Origin of the sequence: Parafilimonas sp. (genome assembly GCF_047606085.1) — a bacterium.
In the GTDB taxonomy this organism is placed as follows: Bacteria; Bacteroidota; Bacteroidia; order Chitinophagales; family Chitinophagaceae; genus Parafilimonas.
Genome location: NZ_JASGEX010000021.1, coordinates 55,707 through 72,063 on the forward strand (window position 1 = coordinate 55,707; position 16,357 = coordinate 72,063).

Genomic DNA, 16,357 nt, shown 5'->3' on the forward strand with positions numbered 1-16,357 from the left:
TACATTAAGAACAGCCTCTTTTCGTTACTTACCAGTTAATTTATGAAACAGGTTCTTCAACAGAAGCATTAAACTTTTTGCGGATAATGTTTAATGCAGCACCTGCTTTAAACCATTCAATCTGCTGTTCATTATACGTGTGGTTTACTTCAATTGTTTCAGAAGCGCCATCGCTGTGGTGAATAACAATATGCAATGATACGCCTGGTGCAAATGTGGTTAATCCACTAATATCAAATGTGTCGTCTTCAAGTATTTTATCATAATCATCTTTGTTAGCGAATGTAAGCGCCAGCATGCCCTGTTTCTTCAGGTTGGTTTCGTGTATGCGCGCAAAGCTTTTTACAAGAATGGCCCTTACGCCAAGAAAACGAGGCTCCATAGCCGCATGTTCGCGGGAGCTTCCTTCGCCATAATTCTCATCGCCCACCACAATGGTGCCAATGCCTGCAGCTTTATATGCCCTTTGGGTTGCCGGCACAGCGCCATATTCACCGGTTAGTTCATTCTTTACAGCGTCTGTTTGATTATTAAAAAAGTTAACTGCACCTATCAGCATGTTATTGGAAATATTATCAAGATGGCCACGGAATTTCAGCCACGGGCCAGCCATGGAAATATGATCGGTTGTACATTTTCCCCTGGCTTTGATTAATAATTTCAGGCCTTTTAAATCAGTGCCTTCCCATTCTTTAAAAGGTGCCAGCAACTGCAATCTTTGGGAATCAGGATCAACTGCAACCTGCACCTTACTGCCGTCTTCAGCAGGCGCCTGGAAGCCCGGGTCATCTACCGCAAAACCTTTTGGAGGCAGTTCATAGCCCCGTGGCTCGTTCAGCAAAATTTCTTCGCCTTTATCATTTTTCAATTTATCTGTGATGGGATTGAAGGCGATAGTGCCGGCTATGGCCATGGCTGTTACCACTTCAGGGGAAGCAACGAAAGCATGGGTAGATGCAAGGCCATCGTTGCGTTTTGCAAAGTTCCTGTTGAAAGAAGTGATGATGGTGTTCTTCTTGTTCGGGTCATCCACATGCCTTGCCCATTGGCCGATGCAGGGCCCGCAGGCATTTGCCAGTACAATGCCGCCCACACTTTCAAAATCGTTTATAAAGCCATCCCTTTCTATGGTAAAACGAACCTGTTCCGAGCCGGGCGTAATGGTAAATTCGCTGTTTGTTTTAAGCCCTTTGCTCACCGCATCTTTTACAATGGAGGCAGAGCGGCTTATATCTTCATAAGAAGAATTTGTACAGCTTCCAATCAAAGCCACTTCCAGCTTTGCAGGCCAGCCATTTTTTTCAACTGCTTCTTTCATTTTAGAAATAGGCGTTGCAAGATCTGGTGTGAAAGGCCCGTTTACATACGGCTCCAGTTCGCTTAAATTCAATTCAAGCACCTGGTCGTAATACAGTTCAGGATTTTCATATACTTCCGCATCGGGGCGAAGGTATTCCTTAACGCCATTAGCTAATTCAGCAATATCAGCTCTTGCTGTTGACCTTAAATAAGCTGCCATCTTTTCATCGTAGGCAAACAAAGAACAGGTGGCGCCAATTTCAGCGCCCATGTTGCAAATGGTGCCTTTGCCGGTGGCGCTGAAACTGTCTGCGCCTTCGCCGAAATATTCAACTATGGCGCCGGTGCCGCCTTTCACGGTTAGCTGCCCGGCCACCCAGAGGATAATATCTTTTGCGCTTGTCCAGCCGCTCATTTTACCGGTAAGTTTTATGCCAATAAGCTTGGGCCATTTTAATTCCCATGGTAAGCCAGCCATTACATCACAGGCGTCTGCGCCGCCTACGCCTATGGCAATCATGCCGAGGCCGCCCGCATTTGGCGTATGGCTGTCGGTGCCGATCATCATGCCGCCGGGAAAAGCATAGTTTTCCAGCACCACCTGGTGAATGATGCCTGCACCGGGTTTCCAGAAACCAATCCCGTATTTATCAGAAACGGAAGCCAAAAAATCATATACTTCTTTATTTACCTGCAGCGCTGTGGCAAGGTCTTCTTTAGCGCCCACTTTGGCCTGTATTAAATGATCGCAATGCACTGTTGATGGTACGGCCACTTTTGGCCTGCCTGCCTGCATAAACTGCAATAAAGCCATTTGAGCCGTAGCATCCTGCATAGCAACACGGTCTGGCGCAAAATTTACATAGTTTTTGCCGCGTTCAAATGCCTCCGGTTCCTGGTCGGGAGAAAGATGTGCAAAGAGAATTTTTTCTGCTAAGGTTAATGGACGGTTAAGAACTTTGCGTGCAGCAGCAATTTTAGCAGGCAATTCGCTGTACACTTTTTTAATCATTTCAATATCAAATGCCATGTTTGGTGTGTTTTATGCTTGAAACCAAAGTACAAAGGAGCGATACAAAAAACGCTGCCTGCATAACGCAGCAGACAGGAACGCCACCATGTATCAGCCGCCGGTAAATAAAAACAATTATTCAGAATCATGCAAATTTACAATCGAATAATGTAAAACAGAAATCAACTATGAGGGTGAATGCAATTTGAATTTTTACAAACATCAGATTAGCGCCTGCCATGAATGAAAAGAAAAATGAAATATAATTTAGTAAAGACAGCATGCGGTTAATCTGCCTTCGTAAACAGCATCGTTTTGCCCAGCCATCTTACCAGGTAGAACCCTCTTACATTCAATTCATCCGGCGATGCCAGCCATACAGTAGCGCTCCAGGTATGGCCGCTGGTGCAGTCATATATCTTTCCGCCTGTCCACCTGTTTTGTTTTGCATTGTATTCTAAACCCGACAGTACATCCATGCCCACAATTTTCCTGGAACGCAAATCTTTATCAGGGTTTTTTATATCGGTTTCAGGCAGTAGGTTACCGGGATTGTTAAACCAAATTATACGCGCCTGAAAGTTATTATGCTGTTTATACACTTCTACAATAAGATTTTTTTCAGATGATTCCCATTTGCCTAATATAGCATCAGGATTATTTTGCGCAGTAAGCGTTAATGCAGATAATAATAAAGCAATTACAGTAATATATTTCATCAGCATAAAAATGCGAACAACTTATATACAAAGCGCATGCAATTGCTATGTTATTTTTATTTTAACAGAATAGGAAGTACCATACACTAAGGCACGAAAAAAAATAAGTTTTAAAATCAAGGCTTTATGTCTTTAAGCCTTCGTGGCATATTTGCTAAACAGGCTTTTTAATACAGTCTCCCTTTGTGCCGCTTTTGTTCTTGTTCATGCTAAAAGCTATGTATCTTATATGACGTTTCCAGAATTTATTTCCTGCTTTTCAATAATTCAAACAGCATTTCAGGCTGGTTGGTGGTAATAAAATTAAACCCGCTGTCCAGCAGCCAGCGCATATTGGTGGTGTCGTCAACCGTCCAGGCATTAAGCCGGATATTATTTTTTTTGGCTTCCGTTATCCAGGCCGGGTTCTTTGCAAACACGGAGAAATGATAATCTGCGCCGCTTATGCCGTCTGCTTTTAAAGCGGCAGGAGCAATGTCGCCGTTTAAATATTGTGTTATGGCCCCGGGCTCAATGGCATGGATATGTTTCATTATATCGTAATCAAAACTTATATACACCATGAATTTGGCACAACCTAACTCGTGCACCAATTGTATCACCTTATCCGTAACCGCTATGCTGCGTTCTTTACTTATTTTAGACGGTTTTATTTCAAGCACCAGCCTCGTTGCATGGTTGTCTTTTACGCCGGCCAGCAGGTATTCGCGCAGCGAAGGCAGCGGCTCGCCGTTGGGAAACGGATATTTTCTCAATTCGCTAAAGCCTGTTGTTTCAATAGTGAGCTTATTATAGTCGGAGTCGTGGTGGATAACCAGTGAATCATCAGCCGTCATCCATACATCAAATTCAGAGCCTGTACAATGTAGCTGAATTGCCTGCTGCAGTGAAGCAATAGAATTTTCAGGAAGGTTGCTCAGCGCATGGGCGCCCCGGTGCGCCACCACCACATTGGCGGCAAACTTTATTTTAGCATTACTGTTTCTTGAAACCGAACAGGCAGCCGCAAGCAATGCAATCGCAGAAAGAACAAAAATTTTTTTCATCCGTACAAGTTTATTTTTTAATTGGTCGGATGGAACCTCGCTATGTACCTGCCTGTCCGGCAGGCAGGCATTCTCCTCCCGAAGCTGGTTCGGAACAGGTTGTGTGAGAAAAAATTATCATGCCCGGTTTCATCAGTTATTGAATTAGCCCTGAGGTTAATGAACGGTATAAAGGTAAAGCATCAATGCCGGTAAGGGATTATCAAATTACTAATTCCAGGTTAGTTTTTTCCAGGTTCTTTATACATGCATCATTGCAGCCTGTTAAGCTGCAATAAGTTTGTTTTTTACGCGGCGAAGCAAAGCAGGCAAAGAGCGCAAAGGCATGGAAATTACACAGAATGAAACATTAAAAGCTTGTCATGTTTAATGAATTATAGTATCTTCATCGGAGATGAAAATCGTTGTAATTCACAATAAAATCTAAATAAGTTCCATTCCTGCTTTTGTTTTATTGCAGCCTCATTCTTTAAAATAAAATTATTTTAGCCGGAATGAATTCCTATTTATGAAGAGCGCACAGGTTTTATTTTTCGCCTCCCTGTTTTTCGTATCCTGCGGTGCAAATAAGAACAATATACCGCAAAACAGCTTTGCGGATACATCGCTTGTTCATGAAGTAAATGTAAAGAGATTTTTGTTTGATAACACCAAATCTGAAACTGCCGGCAATGCAGACTGGGTTATTGATGAAGACAACAATCTTGCAAAACGGTTGCCAACACCGCCGCAGGAAAATATTAATGCATTAACGCCTGAAACTTACTGGACGGGCGCTTTATCATCCTGGGGAATTGCATTGGTAAAGCAAAAGCAGCAGGTAGAAACCTTGCAGGAAGGCGGCCACATCACTTATGGCGATTCAAAGAATGCACAAGACCTTTTGCATTACGATGTTTTTATTATTGATGAGCCCAATATCCGCTTCAGTGATAATGAAAAAACGGCGATTGTCAGTTTTGTACAGAACGGCGGCGGCTTGTTCATGATAGCCGATCATGATCATTCAGACAGGAATAATGATGGCTGGGATTCGCCTGCTATCTGGAATGATCTGATGAATAATAATCCCGTACAAAAAGATCCGTTTGGCTTCTCTATTTATTTAACCAATATTAGCCAGCGATCTTCCAATATTACTGCCGATACAAATCTAATTATGCAAGGCCCGCAAGGAAAAGTAACTGCCTTGCAGTTTAATAATGGCACTACCATTACACTTACATCGCCGGCGGCGAAAGGTTTGTTCTGGATGAATAATTACCCGCAAAACAAGATTCGCGCAATGGCTGCATACAGCACTTATGGGAAGGGAAGAATAGTTGTTGTTGGCGACAGTTCTCCGGCGGATGATGGCTCCGGCGCAAAAGGCAATAAACTGCACGACGGGTGGGATGCAGTCGGCAATAGCCATTCCACGTTTTTTATCAATGCATCGTTGTGGCTGGCGAAGGAGGAAGTCTCAAAAGCAGATTGAAGGCTTTGAGAATCGCTTAAACGAAAACTTTCTCCATCAAGGTATCCGAATAAAAAAGAGGCTGACTCGACTTTTGAGACAGCCTCTCATTTTTTTCACGGTGTAAAAAAAATTATCTTTTACTGTAACAAATTATATCATTAGGCTACTATTCAGTTAAACACAACTGTTACATTGGTGAATAAAGCACTGGAAAAAGATTTTGAAACACTGATACAGAATAATGAATTCCTGATATGGAAGGTTTGCCGTGTATATAAAAAGGAATTGCAGGACAGGCAGGATTTATTCCAGGAAATTGTTATTCAGCTATGGAAATCTTATCCGGGTTTTAAAGGGCAATCCAAGGTAAGTACGTGGATGTATAGAGTCGCGATATATATAGCTATAGCCGGCCTTAGAAAGCAAAAGAACTTTATTCAATTTTCTGAACCGGATAATCTTCCATCTACAGCAGGCGATGTTCAATACGATGATACAAAAGATAAACAACTCGGCCATCTGTACAATGCTATTGCTCAATTGAATGAAGTTGAAAAAGCAATCATTATGCTTTACCTGGAAGATAAAAGTTATAATGAAATGGAAGACATACTTGGCATTAACCAGGGAAACCTGAGAGTAAAAATGAACAGGATAAAAGACAAATTAAAACAAATTATTAAACCTTAATATTATGGAACTTGATGAACTAAAACAGGCATGGCAGCAACAATCGCCTTCAGACATTGATGCCCATAATAAAAAAATTACAGACATGATACAACACAAAAGTTACGGCCCGTTGGCCAGTTTAAAATCGAAATATGAAAGGTACTTTCTTTTAATAGTTTTTTGTTGCGGATATATTATATATGACTTTGCATCACATCCGGAAAGATGGCATAATAATATAATATTAAATCCATGGTTTATTTGTCCGTTGTTAATGCTTGATATTATTAACCGCGTTTGTGGGTATTTTTTGATAAATAAATTGCAGTATATAGAATTGCCCGTAAGAACTGAATTAAAAAATAAGGTAGCCGCTGTTGAAAGAAGCCTGACAATACAGAAATGGCTGGGGGTATTTGGGCTTGCTTTAATTTGTATAGGATTTGAAATTGTAACACATCAAAATAAAAATAGTAATGCGTGGGCTGATGTGCCGGTTTATTTGAGAGCTGCAGTATATTTAGCGTATATAGCATCAGGTTATTTCTTTCAGAGATATTCATATCAAAAGCAATTTGGACGTCATATAAATTACCTCAAAGAAATACTTGAAAAAATGCAGTAACCCTTAAAATATTTATAGTGATGTTCTTTAGTTTTTTTAAAGAACATCACTTTTGTTAAGACTATGAAAAACCGATTAAGCAACCAAATTCAATTCTTCGTCTGGCTAAGCTCATCAAATTATTTATAATGAAACCTGCATTGCAAAATATGTAGTCTTTCCTTTGATATTTTATACACCAGCCTGTGCTCGTCATTAATTCTCCTGCTCCAGCATCCTGAATAATTCCCCTTAAGCGGTTCCGGCTTTCCTATGCCTTTAAAGGGCGAACGAAGGCAGTCTTTAATCAGTTCATTTATACGAAACAGTATTTTGTCATCCGTTTTTTGCCAGTATAAATAGTCTTCCCAGGCATTGGTTTGCCACACCAACTCCATTATTCAACCAGTTTATGTTTCTTAAATTTTCCTTTCTCCATTTCATTCAGGGCGTCATCTAATCTTTTACGGTTGGCTTTCGTTGATGTAAGATAAATTGTTTCTTTAAAGGCATTGTATTCATCAAGGCTCATTACTACTACGTTCTTCCCCTTACCCCGTGATACAATTATTATTTCTGAATCTGCTGTTACTTTATTCAGGCTTTCCGTTAGATTATTTCTAAACTCCGTATAATTTAATACTTCCATAAGTACTTATTTGAGTATAAAAATAAGGAAAGAATATCACTAACGCCGTACAGTTATTTAGTCTAACGCCTGGTTCAGATCATTAATTATATCATCTGCATATTCCAGCCCCACAGAAATTCTTATCAGGCCGGGTGTAATGCCCACATTCAGTCTTTCCTGTTCAGTAAGCTTGGAATGTGTTGTGCTGGCAGGATGTGATGCGATGCTTCTTGTATCGCCGAGATTAGCTGTCATGGAAAGCATCTTCAGTTTATTTAAAAACTGCCTTCCTTTTTCTACGCCGCCTTTTACTTCAAAACAAACAATGCCACCACCGGCTTTCATTTGCTTTTTGGCAATGTTATACTGCGGATGGTTTTCCATAAAAGGATATTTCACCCACTCCACATTTTTATGCTGTTTCAGTGCCGCTGCCACTTTCAGCGCATTCTCACAGTGGCGCTGCAAACGCACATCCAGTGTTTCGAGGCTCTTGCTCAAAACCCATGCATTGAACGGCGATAAAGAAGGCCCTGTATTGCGGCTGAACAAATAAATATCTTTTATCAGGTCTTTTCTGCCCACAACAATGCCACCTAAAACACGGCCCTGGCCGTCAATCCATTTTGTTGCAGAATGCACAATTATATCTGCACCATATAAGGCAGGCTTTTGCAGCAAGGGCGTGGCAAAACAATTATCAACATTGTAAATTAAATGATGCTGTTTGGCAAATTGCCCGGCCCATTCCAGGTCAATAATTTCAAGCTGCGGATTGGTAGGCGTTTCTATAAACAACATTTTACTGTTGGGCTTTACTGCTTTTTCCCAGGCTTCTTTATCGTTGGCATCCACCAACGTGGTTTCAATGCCGTAGCGTGGTAAAAATTTGGTGACCATGGTATGCGTGCTGCCAAATACCGAGCTGCTGCATATTAAATGGTCGCCCTGTTTCAGCAGCGCAAACATGCTTGCAAACACAGCCGCCATGCCTGTAGCCGTGGCGTAACCCGCTTCCACCTGTTCCAGCGCGCACATTTTTTTTATAAACTCATCTACATTGGGATTGGTAAAACGGCTGTAAATGTTTTCATCATTTTCATCGGCAAAAGCGGCCCGCATGGTTTCTGCTTCTTCAAATGTAAAGCTGCTGGTTAGATAAAGCGGTGTTGAGTGCTCTCCTTCACCTGTTGTGGGAATTTGTATTCTTATCGCTTCGGTTAATTCATTCGGTTTGTTGCTTGTCTCGCTCATTTTTATTGGTTGTTGATTTAATATTTATATGTTGCCGGCTTTGTGCCGTTATTTATATATGCATTGCTCAATATTTAATAATCATTTATTCCCTTACCCGAATATCCTACCCATCTGGCAGGCAGGGGTTGCTGAAATGCTTTAGCAAAAGTCTGGAGACCTGTCTGCCGACAAGGCAGGCTTTTCGCATAGAACTGCGAAGTCTCCGGACCATAGCTTTTCGCAACCATTTTCTTAAAGCCCACAGAGGCTTAACGTGTGTACAATGCTGCCCGTAATGTTTCTTTACCGTTCCATTGGAACGGAACGTTTACACTCACCACCCCTACGGTGTGGAAATCTCCCCGGCACAATTATTTCCACACACGTGGGCGATCATACGGAGCGCTAATGCAGGTTTCGAACACTTCAGGTCCGGGAACTTTGCAGCGCGGAGCTTCTTTGTTTTTAAACTATTCAATATGTCTGCTTTTTACAAATTGCTATACTTTTTCCTTGAGCTGCGTTTATGATGCCAGATAGAAGCAATTATTACAATTCCATCTTGTTCTTTTACAGAATAAATAACATAATAAGGAAATTTTTTCAGTGCAACCTGGTGATAATTTTTATACGTTTTGCGAAATCGTTGCGGGTTTAAATACAAGCCTTTTACAACTGTGTCTAATTCTATAATAAAGTTTTCCATTGCAGGCAAACTTCGTTCAGCATACCAAAGAATAATTTCATTTCGCTGTTTTCCTGCAAGCGGCGAATAGATAATCTGGTATTTCATTTCTTTTGCAGCGATTTCAGCAACTTCCTGGTTTCTGCCCGTATTTCTTTTTCTGTATAAAACTTTACATCGCCTTTATTGTAATCTTCTTCTATTGCGTCAAGCTGCGTTTTCAGCGCTTCGGGATATTCAAAATCATCATTCTTAATATCGTCTTCAACAAGCGCATAAATAGCCTTTACCTTTTTTTCATCTGCAACTTGCAGGTAGTTTTTTAGCTGCTCACGAATGGCTGTTGTTGTCATAATTTTATTTTTATCGTTTTTTAAAACTCTTTCTCAAAATTAAAAAAGCATTAGTAAAAGTCCGGAGACTTCGCAGAACGGTGACCACAAGTGTTCGCAACCATTTTCTTAAAGCCTCACAGAGGCTTAACGTGTGTACAATGCTGTCCGTAATGTTTCTTTACCGTTCCATTGGAACGGAACGTTTACATGTACCACCCCTACGGTGTGGAAATCTCCCGGCACAATTATTTCTACACACGTGGGCGATCATACGGATCGCTAATGCAGGGTTCGAACACTTCAGATACGGAGACTTCGCAGCACAGGGCTTCATGATTCATGATGCCACCACGCTCACGCTCCATGTAATATCAGCGCCCGCTCTTCTTAATGTTTCAGCCACCGAGCAGTATTTATTGATAGATAATTCAACGGCGCGTTGCGCCTTGCCTTCATCAACATCGCCGTAAATTATAAATTCAAGCTCTGCTTTTTTCCATACAGAAGGTTCAACGCCAGGTTCCCTTTCACCCTTAACAATGGTTTTATAACCTGCTACATTTTGCCTTTGTTTTTTAAGTATGGAAATTACATCCATGCCGCTGCAGCCGGCCAGCGCCATCAATACCATCTGCATGGGCCGCACGCCAAAATTATCGCCGCCATGTTCGGGACTGTTATCAATATGTACAGTTTTCCCGCTTTCATCTGTCACTTCAAAGCCATAATCGCCATGCACCCTGTTTAATTCAACTGTTATCATGTAAAATACTTTGCCTGCAAAAGTAAATGTATGTTTGTCAATTAAACTGTATGTTTATCAGATTGCCCTGAATATGACCTTTTATTTTTATGGCAACAGCAGATGCCTTTAATGCGCTTAATTAACAAAATATTCAGGCCGTTTGCCCCATGCCTTCCGTTTACCTCTAAAAAGGGCTTATATGCCTCAACCTTTTTCTTCAAGACAATAATTTGTACTAATATCCATTTAATGTAGGTGCCGGGAAAATTTAAAGCTTCCGGCGAATTAAACCAGATATTAAAAAATAATGAAAAGGGTACATGTTGTTGGCTGTTGTTCGCGTTGCGGCACTACGCTTATTGCTGAAATGATGTATAATTGTTTTGAAATAGACATCTATAAAGTAAAGGAGGCAAGGTTAGCGGTGCCGCCATCCCGGCGCGGGGAAATATATTTAACCAAAAACCCGCGGGACATTATAATTGCAGAATACATGCTCAATTGGCTGCAGGATCTTTACATTATTTATATGTTGCGCGATGCACGGGATACCATAGTAAGCAAGCATCCAAATGATGAGCAAAAGTACTGGAGCAGCCTGTCTATATGGAAATGTTTTACAAGAATGGGCGACAGGTTAAAAAAGCATCCCCGGTTTATAACCGTTAAATATGAAGACCTGGTTACCCATCCTGATATAGTACAGGAATATATACATGCGAGGCTGCCTTTTTTGCGTAAGAAGGCTTTGTTTAGCCAGTTTCACCAGTCTGCCAGGCCTTCAGAAAGTTATATTAATGCATTAAAAGGGTTGAGGCCTGTGTCTGCAGCCAGCATTGGCAACTGGCGAAAACATAAAGCAAGGGTGGCAGGCCAGATAAAAAAGCACGGGTCTGTAAGCCGTAAGCTGATAGAATTGGGATATGAAAAAGATAATGCCTGGGAACAGGAGTTGGAAAATGTTGTGCCCGATTTAACGCCCAGCCATGAAACCCTGTGCATGAAATTCATAAGAAATAAAAGGCGCACAAATTATTGGAGGCTGTTCAGGATAAAGGTAGGGCAGTCTTTGCCTGTTTTAATTGTTCGCGAACGGCTGTCAAAAATAGCAGCAAACATTGCGGGGAAATTTGCAAATGGTGCACTGTCTTCCGCTTCAAAACTAACGCTTTTAATTCCCATGCTGCAGGCCGTTATGGCATTGGCTGACCAGGATTGAACATTTTGCCCGGTATAAACTGTGCCTAACTGTTTTACTGATTATTTACAAATTGGAAACTTAAATTATTAATTTGCGGCAATCCACATTTTAATAATTTAACTGAGCATCTGCATTGCCGGCATTGTACCAACATACAAGTGCGGATAGCTATTGATAATTTGTATTTAATGAAAGAGTTATTCCGCAAAGCGTATTCAGCCCTCCGTTTAAAATTAAAATATGCCTTTGATGCTATCTCAAATGAAAATATTAAAGCCAATATCCTGCAGGCCGTGCCCTTTTGGATTGCCTCTATTGTAACCGGGTTAACTGCTGTTCTATATACAAAGCTGTTTGCCCTGGCCGAATGGGTGAGAGGCTGGATATTTCATACACATACCTGGCTGTTTTTTATTATAACGCCTGGCTGTTTTATTATATCGTGGTGGGTGGTAAACCGGTTTGCTCCATACGCAAAAGGCAGTGGCATACCGCAGGTTATTGCCGCCATTGAACTGGCAACGCCTAAATGTAACAGTAAAATAAAGAAGCTGTTAAGCATTCCTGTAATACTGGTAAAGATCATTTCTTCTTTAATAATGGCAGTGGGCGGCGGTATTGTGGGAAGGGAAGGCCCTACCATACAGATTGCCGGTTCCATATTCAGAAACATAAATGAATGGCTGCCGGCGTGGTACCCGAAAATCTCAAAGCGCATCATGATTATGACCGGTGCAGCAGCCGGCCTTGCTGCCGCTTTTAATACGCCGCTGGGTGGTATTGTGTTTGCTATTGAAGAGCTTACCAAAACGCATCTCAGTTATTTTAAAACAGCCATTTTTACGGCGGTCATCATTGCGGGCTTAACGGCGCAGGGTTTTTTAGGATCGTATTTGTATTTAGGCTACCCGCAAATAAATGCGCTCTCGTGGTGGGTATTTAGCATTGTGATAGTGGTGGCAATTATTGCCGGTTTTTTCGGCGCTTATATCAGCCGTATCATCCTGCTGGTACAAAAATGGAAGTCAACATTCAAATTTAAGTACCAGCATGTTTTATACATGGTATTTTGTGCATTGGTTATTGCATGCTTTGCCTTTTTGTTTAATGAAGACGCCATAGGGTCGGGCAAAGATTTAATGGTGAAAGCATTATTTACTTCTGAAAAATATACGGCCTGGTATATGCCCCTGCTTAGAATGGCGGGCTCTGTTTTTTCATTTACGGCAGGCAGCGCTGGCGGCATTTTTGCGCCGGCATTAAGTGCCGGCGCCAGCATTGGCTCGCTGGTGGCCGGATGGCTTAATTTGAATGCCAGCGATGCCAATATTATTATTCTTTGCGGCATGGTAAGTTTTCTCACAGGCGTTACGCGCTCGCCCTTTACCTGCGCTATCCTTGTGCTGGAAATGACTGACCGCAATAACCTTATTTTTCACCTGATGCTGGCCGGGCTTATTGCAAGCATTGCTTCACTGGTGGTTGATAAGCATTCTTTGTACCATCATCTCAAAGCGCAATATGTACATGAACTAATGCATGAAGACGATGAAAAAATTTCCTTTTCCAAACATTAACAGATAAGGTTACATTGCAGGTATTGAACTAAAGCCATGCTGTACTATGAAATGAATCGTAAAAATTTTCGAGCAAAATTTTGCCCAAAGCGATGAGAATTTTATGGCGAATTTTCTATCTGCCGACAGGCGGCCATTGAAGACGATAAAAAATTGACACATGAAACATTCAATTTTTATTTTAATGATTACGATGAGCATAACCACCTTTGCGCAAAATGCGTTTACAGGTAAATATCCTGAAACGAAAACAGTTGATCAGACCGATGATTTTTTTGGAACAAAAGTGAGCGATCCTTACCGGTGGCTGGAGCATGATACGGCAGATGATACAAAAGACTGGGTGAAGCGTGAAAATGAAGTAACCAATGCATACCTGGCGCAAATACCTTTCAGGAGCGCTATTAAAGAAAGGCTTACGGCATTATGGAATTACGAAAAATATTCCGCACCGTTTAAGGAAGGCGGCTATACCTATTTTTTTAAGAATAATGGCTTACAGAACCAGAGTGTATTATACAGGCAGAAAGATAATGAAGCGGCTGAACTGTTTTTAGACCCGAATAAATTTTCTGCCGACGGCACTACATCGCTTACCGGGCTTGAGTTTACAAAAGACGGATCCCTTGCAGCATATACCATTTCTGAGGGCGGATCAGACTGGAACAAGCTTTTAATAACAGATGCTGCAACAAAAAAAATACTTGATGATACTCTAAGGGATGTAAAGTTCAGCGGCATTGCCTGGAAACAGAATGAAGGCTTTTATTACAGCAGCTACGATAAGCCCAAAGAAGGCAGCCAGCTTTCGGGCAAAACAGATCATCATAAATTATTTTATCATAAGCTGGGCACACCGCAAAGTGAAGATAAATTAATTTTTGGCGGAGAAGCAACGCCGCGCAGGTATATTGGCGCTTATGTAACTGAAGACCAGCAATACCTTGTTATAAGCGCAGCCAATTCTACTTATGGCAATGAGTTGTATATACAGGATCTCACAAAGCCGGGCGCTGCGATCGTTCCGCTTGTTACCGGTTTTGAAACGGTGCAAAATGTGGTTTACAGCAATAATGGCAAACTATACATTGCTACCAATAAAAATGCGCCAAACAGCAGGCTGGTTATAACAGATGCCGCCACGCCCACACCGGAATATTGGAAAGACCTTATTCCCGAAACGCAGTTTCCCCTCGATGTGTCAACCTGCGGCGGCAAACTCTTTGCACAATACATACAGGATGCAGTAAGCGAAGTAATACAGTATGATTTGAATGGCGTGAAAGAGCGTATTGTTCATTTGCCGGGCCCCGGCACTGCAGGCGGCTTTAGCGGTAAGCGCGAAGAAAGAGAAACCTATTTCACCTTTACTTCTTATGTATATCCGCCCACCATTTTTAAATACGATATTGCCGGCGGCAATACCACTGTTTATAAAAAGCCGGCCATTAACTATAATCCCGATGCGTACGAAAGCCGGCAGGTGTTTTATCATTCAAAAGATGGAACAAAAATCCCCATGATCATAACCTTTAAAAAAGGTATGCAGCAAAATAGCAGGAATCCTTTAATGCTGTATGGATATGGAGGTTTCGGTATAAGCCTTACGCCTTCGTTCAGCATCAGTAACTTGGTGTTTATAGAAAATGGCGGCATCTATGCCGTTCCCAATTTGCGCGGCGGCGGCGAGTATGGCGACGCCTGGCATAATGCAGGTATTAAAACAAAAAAGCAGAATGTGTTTGATGATTTTATTGCTGCTGCAGAATACCTCATCCGTGAAAAATACACATCGAAAGAATACCTCGCCATCTCTGGCGGCAGCAATGGCGGCTTGCTGATAGGCGCCTGTATGACGCAGCGGCCTGACTTATATAAAGTTTGTTTTCCTGCTGTTGGTGTAATGGATATGCTGCGCTATCATAAATTCACTGCCGGTGCAGGCTGGGCTTACGATTACGGCACGGCTGATGATAATAAAGAAATGTTTGAATATTTATACAAATATTCTCCTGTGCATGCTGTAAAAAAAGGAACCTGTTATCCTGCAACGCTTGTAACCACTGCAGATCATGACGACCGTGTGGTGCCGGCGCATTCATTTAAGTTTGCCGCTTCGCTGCAGGCAGCGCAAAGCTGTAATAAGCCGGTGCTGATAAGCATTGAAACCAGGGCTGGCCATGGCGCCGGTAAGCCTACATCAATGGTAATAAGCGAGCAGGCTGATAAATGGGCATTCCTGTTATGGAATATGGGCTTATCATATAATACATCTAAATAAAACCCGCGCCGGTTTTTTATACAGTGAAAATAATCCTCCGCTTCTTTCAGTTGTTGTATTGGTTGTATGCAATGCTTATGTTTATTGCTTTAATGCTTATGGTGTTTGTGCTGGTATTGTTTTACCTGCCCCTGGGTAAAGTAAAAGCAGGAAACCTTGTTTATAAAACCTGCCGTATCTGGGGCATTATCTGGTATTCCCTGATTGGTATATGGCACAGGGAAATTTATGAGGTTCCGCATAACAGGAATAAGCAATACATCTTTGTTGCCAACCATTCTTCTTATATGGATATACCTTCTGTTGTAATGTGCATGCACCAGCCGGTGCGGGTGCTGGGCAAATATGAAATGGTGCATTATCCTGTTTTCGGTTTCATTTACCGCGTTGCCGTTATATTGGTTGACAGGAGCGATGCCGCCCATCGCGCACAAAGCCTTCGCGCTTTAAAGGCTGCCATTAAGCATGGTATTTCTATTTTTATTTTTCCTGAAGGCACGTTCAATGAAACTGGAAAACCGCTGAAAGCATTTTATGACGGCGCCTTTCGTACGGCTGTTGAAACGCAAACACCTGTTAAACCCATTTTATTTGTTGATAATAATGAAAGGCTTAACCAGAAAAGCATCTTTTCTTTAACGCCCGGTATCAGCCGTTGTGTGTTTTTAGATGAAATAAGCGTTGAAGGCTATGCCGATAAACAGGATATAAAATTGCTTAAGCAAAAAGTATATGCAGCTATGGACGAAGGATTGAGAAGATATGGAAGCCCGAAGCCCCGGCCCTGAAGGGAGTTATGCCCCAACCCTGAAGGGAGTTATTTAACTTCCCTAATTTTATGCCCGGCCTGAATAA

General features: G+C 41.7%; 16 protein-coding genes. 7 read left to right on the top strand and 9 right to left on the bottom strand.

Annotation, left to right across the window (positions count from 1 at the left end; translation table 11 throughout):
• Positions 1 to 40 precede the first annotated feature (40 nt).
• The 3 genes from QM629_RS02170 to QM629_RS02180 form a co-directional block, all read right to left on the bottom strand.
• Positions 41 to 2,329 (bottom strand): aconitate hydratase, encoded by a 2,289-nt coding sequence (locus tag QM629_RS02170; RefSeq protein ID WP_415156722.1) that lies wholly within the window; start codon positions 2,327 to 2,329, stop codon positions 41 to 43.
• 269 nt (positions 2,330 to 2,598) lie between these two features.
• A complete protein-coding gene (locus QM629_RS02175; RefSeq protein ID WP_415156724.1) occupies positions 2,599 to 3,030 on the bottom strand; it encodes a DUF2147 domain-containing protein in 432 nt (143 codons plus the stop codon).
• A 245-nt stretch (positions 3,031 to 3,275) separates the two neighbouring features.
• A complete protein-coding gene (locus QM629_RS02180; RefSeq protein ID WP_415156726.1) occupies positions 3,276 to 4,076 on the bottom strand; it encodes a glycerophosphodiester phosphodiesterase in 801 nt (266 codons plus the stop codon).
• Positions 4,077 to 4,584: 508 nt separating this feature from the next.
• Between QM629_RS02180 and QM629_RS02185 the strand changes: the two genes are divergently transcribed.
• The 3 genes from QM629_RS02185 (at position 4,585) to QM629_RS02195 (ending at position 6,832) form a co-directional block, all read left to right on the top strand.
• Positions 4,585 to 5,553: a hypothetical protein gene (locus QM629_RS02185; RefSeq protein ID WP_415156728.1), complete on the top strand. Its 969-nt coding sequence runs from the start codon at positions 4,585 to 4,587 to the stop codon at positions 5,551 to 5,553.
• A gap of 177 nt (positions 5,554 to 5,730) precedes the next feature.
• A complete protein-coding gene (locus tag QM629_RS02190; protein ID WP_415156730.1) occupies positions 5,731 to 6,225 on the top strand; it encodes an RNA polymerase sigma factor in 495 nt (164 codons plus the stop codon).
• Positions 6,226 to 6,229: 4 nt separating this feature from the next.
• Complete coding sequence (locus tag QM629_RS02195) at positions 6,230 to 6,832, top strand: hypothetical protein (protein ID WP_415156732.1); 603 nt, start codon at positions 6,230 to 6,232, stop codon at positions 6,830 to 6,832.
• A 119-nt stretch (positions 6,833 to 6,951) separates the two neighbouring features.
• Here QM629_RS02195 and QM629_RS02200 read toward each other — a convergent pair whose 3' ends face one another.
• The 6 genes from QM629_RS02200 to QM629_RS02225 all read right to left on the bottom strand — a co-directional run bounded on the left by QM629_RS02200 (position 6,952) and on the right by QM629_RS02225 (position 10,461).
• Complete coding sequence (locus QM629_RS02200) at positions 6,952 to 7,209, bottom strand: Txe/YoeB family addiction module toxin (RefSeq protein ID WP_415156734.1); 258 nt, start codon at positions 7,207 to 7,209, stop codon at positions 6,952 to 6,954.
• On the bottom strand, positions 7,209 to 7,460 hold the full coding sequence (locus tag QM629_RS02205; RefSeq protein ID WP_415156736.1) for a type II toxin-antitoxin system Phd/YefM family antitoxin: 252 nt from the start codon (positions 7,458 to 7,460) through the stop codon (positions 7,209 to 7,211). Before QM629_RS02205 ends, QM629_RS02200 begins: the two co-directional genes overlap by 1 nt.
• Before the next feature lie 57 nt (positions 7,461 to 7,517).
• The gene (locus tag QM629_RS02210) at positions 7,518 to 8,696 is read right to left on the bottom strand and encodes a trans-sulfuration enzyme family protein (RefSeq protein ID WP_415156738.1); all 1,179 of its coding nucleotides are present in this window, start codon (positions 8,694 to 8,696) and stop codon (positions 7,518 to 7,520) included.
• A gap of 472 nt (positions 8,697 to 9,168) precedes the next feature.
• Complete coding sequence (locus tag QM629_RS02215; protein WP_415156740.1) at positions 9,169 to 9,471, bottom strand: type II toxin-antitoxin system RelE/ParE family toxin; 303 nt, start codon at positions 9,469 to 9,471, stop codon at positions 9,169 to 9,171.
• Entirely contained in the window at positions 9,468 to 9,716 is a 249-nt protein-coding gene (locus QM629_RS02220) for a hypothetical protein (protein ID WP_415156742.1), read from the bottom strand. Before QM629_RS02220 ends, QM629_RS02215 begins: the two co-directional genes overlap by 4 nt.
• Positions 9,717 to 10,035: 319 nt before the next feature.
• Complete coding sequence (locus tag QM629_RS02225; protein ID WP_415156744.1) at positions 10,036 to 10,461, bottom strand: OsmC family protein; 426 nt, start codon at positions 10,459 to 10,461, stop codon at positions 10,036 to 10,038.
• Between the two features lie 289 nt (positions 10,462 to 10,750).
• Between QM629_RS02225 and QM629_RS02230 the strand changes: the two genes are divergently transcribed.
• From QM629_RS02230 to QM629_RS02245, 4 genes are all read left to right on the top strand, one after another.
• A complete protein-coding gene (locus tag QM629_RS02230) occupies positions 10,751 to 11,662 on the top strand; it encodes a hypothetical protein (RefSeq protein ID WP_415156746.1) in 912 nt (303 codons plus the stop codon).
• A 170-nt stretch (positions 11,663 to 11,832) separates the two neighbouring features.
• A complete protein-coding gene (locus QM629_RS02235; RefSeq protein ID WP_415156748.1) occupies positions 11,833 to 13,221 on the top strand; it encodes a chloride channel protein in 1,389 nt (462 codons plus the stop codon).
• 160 nt (positions 13,222 to 13,381) lie between these two features.
• Positions 13,382 to 15,502: a prolyl oligopeptidase family serine peptidase gene (locus QM629_RS02240; RefSeq protein ID WP_415156750.1), complete on the top strand. Its 2,121-nt coding sequence runs from the start codon at positions 13,382 to 13,384 to the stop codon at positions 15,500 to 15,502.
• Positions 15,503 to 15,579: 77 nt separating this feature from the next.
• Positions 15,580 to 16,290 carry a lysophospholipid acyltransferase family protein gene (locus QM629_RS02245; protein ID WP_415156752.1) on the top strand — a complete coding sequence of 237 codons (711 nt, stop codon included), beginning with the start codon at positions 15,580 to 15,582 and terminating at the stop codon, positions 16,288 to 16,290.
• Positions 16,291 to 16,357: the final 67 nt, after the last annotated feature.

Excerpts from the sequence above, each read along its gene's own strand:
- QM629_RS02170 (WP_415156722.1), bottom strand. The coding sequence starts at position 2,329 with ATGGCATTTGATATTGAAATGATTAAAAAAGTGTACAGCGAATTGCCT.
- QM629_RS02175 (WP_415156724.1), bottom strand. The coding sequence starts at position 3,030 with ATGAAATATATTACTGTAATTGCTTTATTATTATCTGCATTAACGCTT.
- QM629_RS02180 (WP_415156726.1), bottom strand. The coding sequence starts at position 4,076 with ATGAAAAAAATTTTTGTTCTTTCTGCGATTGCATTGCTTGCGGCTGCC.
- QM629_RS02185 (WP_415156728.1), top strand. The coding sequence starts at position 4,585 with ATGAAGAGCGCACAGGTTTTATTTTTCGCCTCCCTGTTTTTCGTATCC.
- QM629_RS02195 (WP_415156732.1), top strand. The coding sequence starts at position 6,230 with ATGGAACTTGATGAACTAAAACAGGCATGGCAGCAACAATCGCCTTCA.
- QM629_RS02200 (WP_415156734.1), bottom strand. The coding sequence starts at position 7,209 with ATGGAGTTGGTGTGGCAAACCAATGCCTGGGAAGACTATTTATACTGG.
- QM629_RS02205 (WP_415156736.1), bottom strand. The coding sequence starts at position 7,460 with ATGGAAGTATTAAATTATACGGAGTTTAGAAATAATCTAACGGAAAGC.
- QM629_RS02210 (WP_415156738.1), bottom strand. The coding sequence starts at position 8,696 with ATGAGCGAGACAAGCAACAAACCGAATGAATTAACCGAAGCGATAAGA.
- QM629_RS02215 (WP_415156740.1), bottom strand. The coding sequence starts at position 9,471 with ATGAAATACCAGATTATCTATTCGCCGCTTGCAGGAAAACAGCGAAAT.
- QM629_RS02220 (WP_415156742.1), bottom strand. The coding sequence starts at position 9,716 with ATGACAACAACAGCCATTCGTGAGCAGCTAAAAAACTACCTGCAAGTT.
- QM629_RS02225 (WP_415156744.1), bottom strand. The coding sequence starts at position 10,461 with ATGATAACAGTTGAATTAAACAGGGTGCATGGCGATTATGGCTTTGAA.
- QM629_RS02230 (WP_415156746.1), top strand. The coding sequence starts at position 10,751 with ATGAAAAGGGTACATGTTGTTGGCTGTTGTTCGCGTTGCGGCACTACG.
- QM629_RS02235 (WP_415156748.1), top strand. The coding sequence starts at position 11,833 with ATGAAAGAGTTATTCCGCAAAGCGTATTCAGCCCTCCGTTTAAAATTA.
- QM629_RS02240 (WP_415156750.1), top strand. The coding sequence starts at position 13,382 with ATGAAACATTCAATTTTTATTTTAATGATTACGATGAGCATAACCACC.
- QM629_RS02245 (WP_415156752.1), top strand. The coding sequence starts at position 15,580 with ATGTTTATTGCTTTAATGCTTATGGTGTTTGTGCTGGTATTGTTTTAC.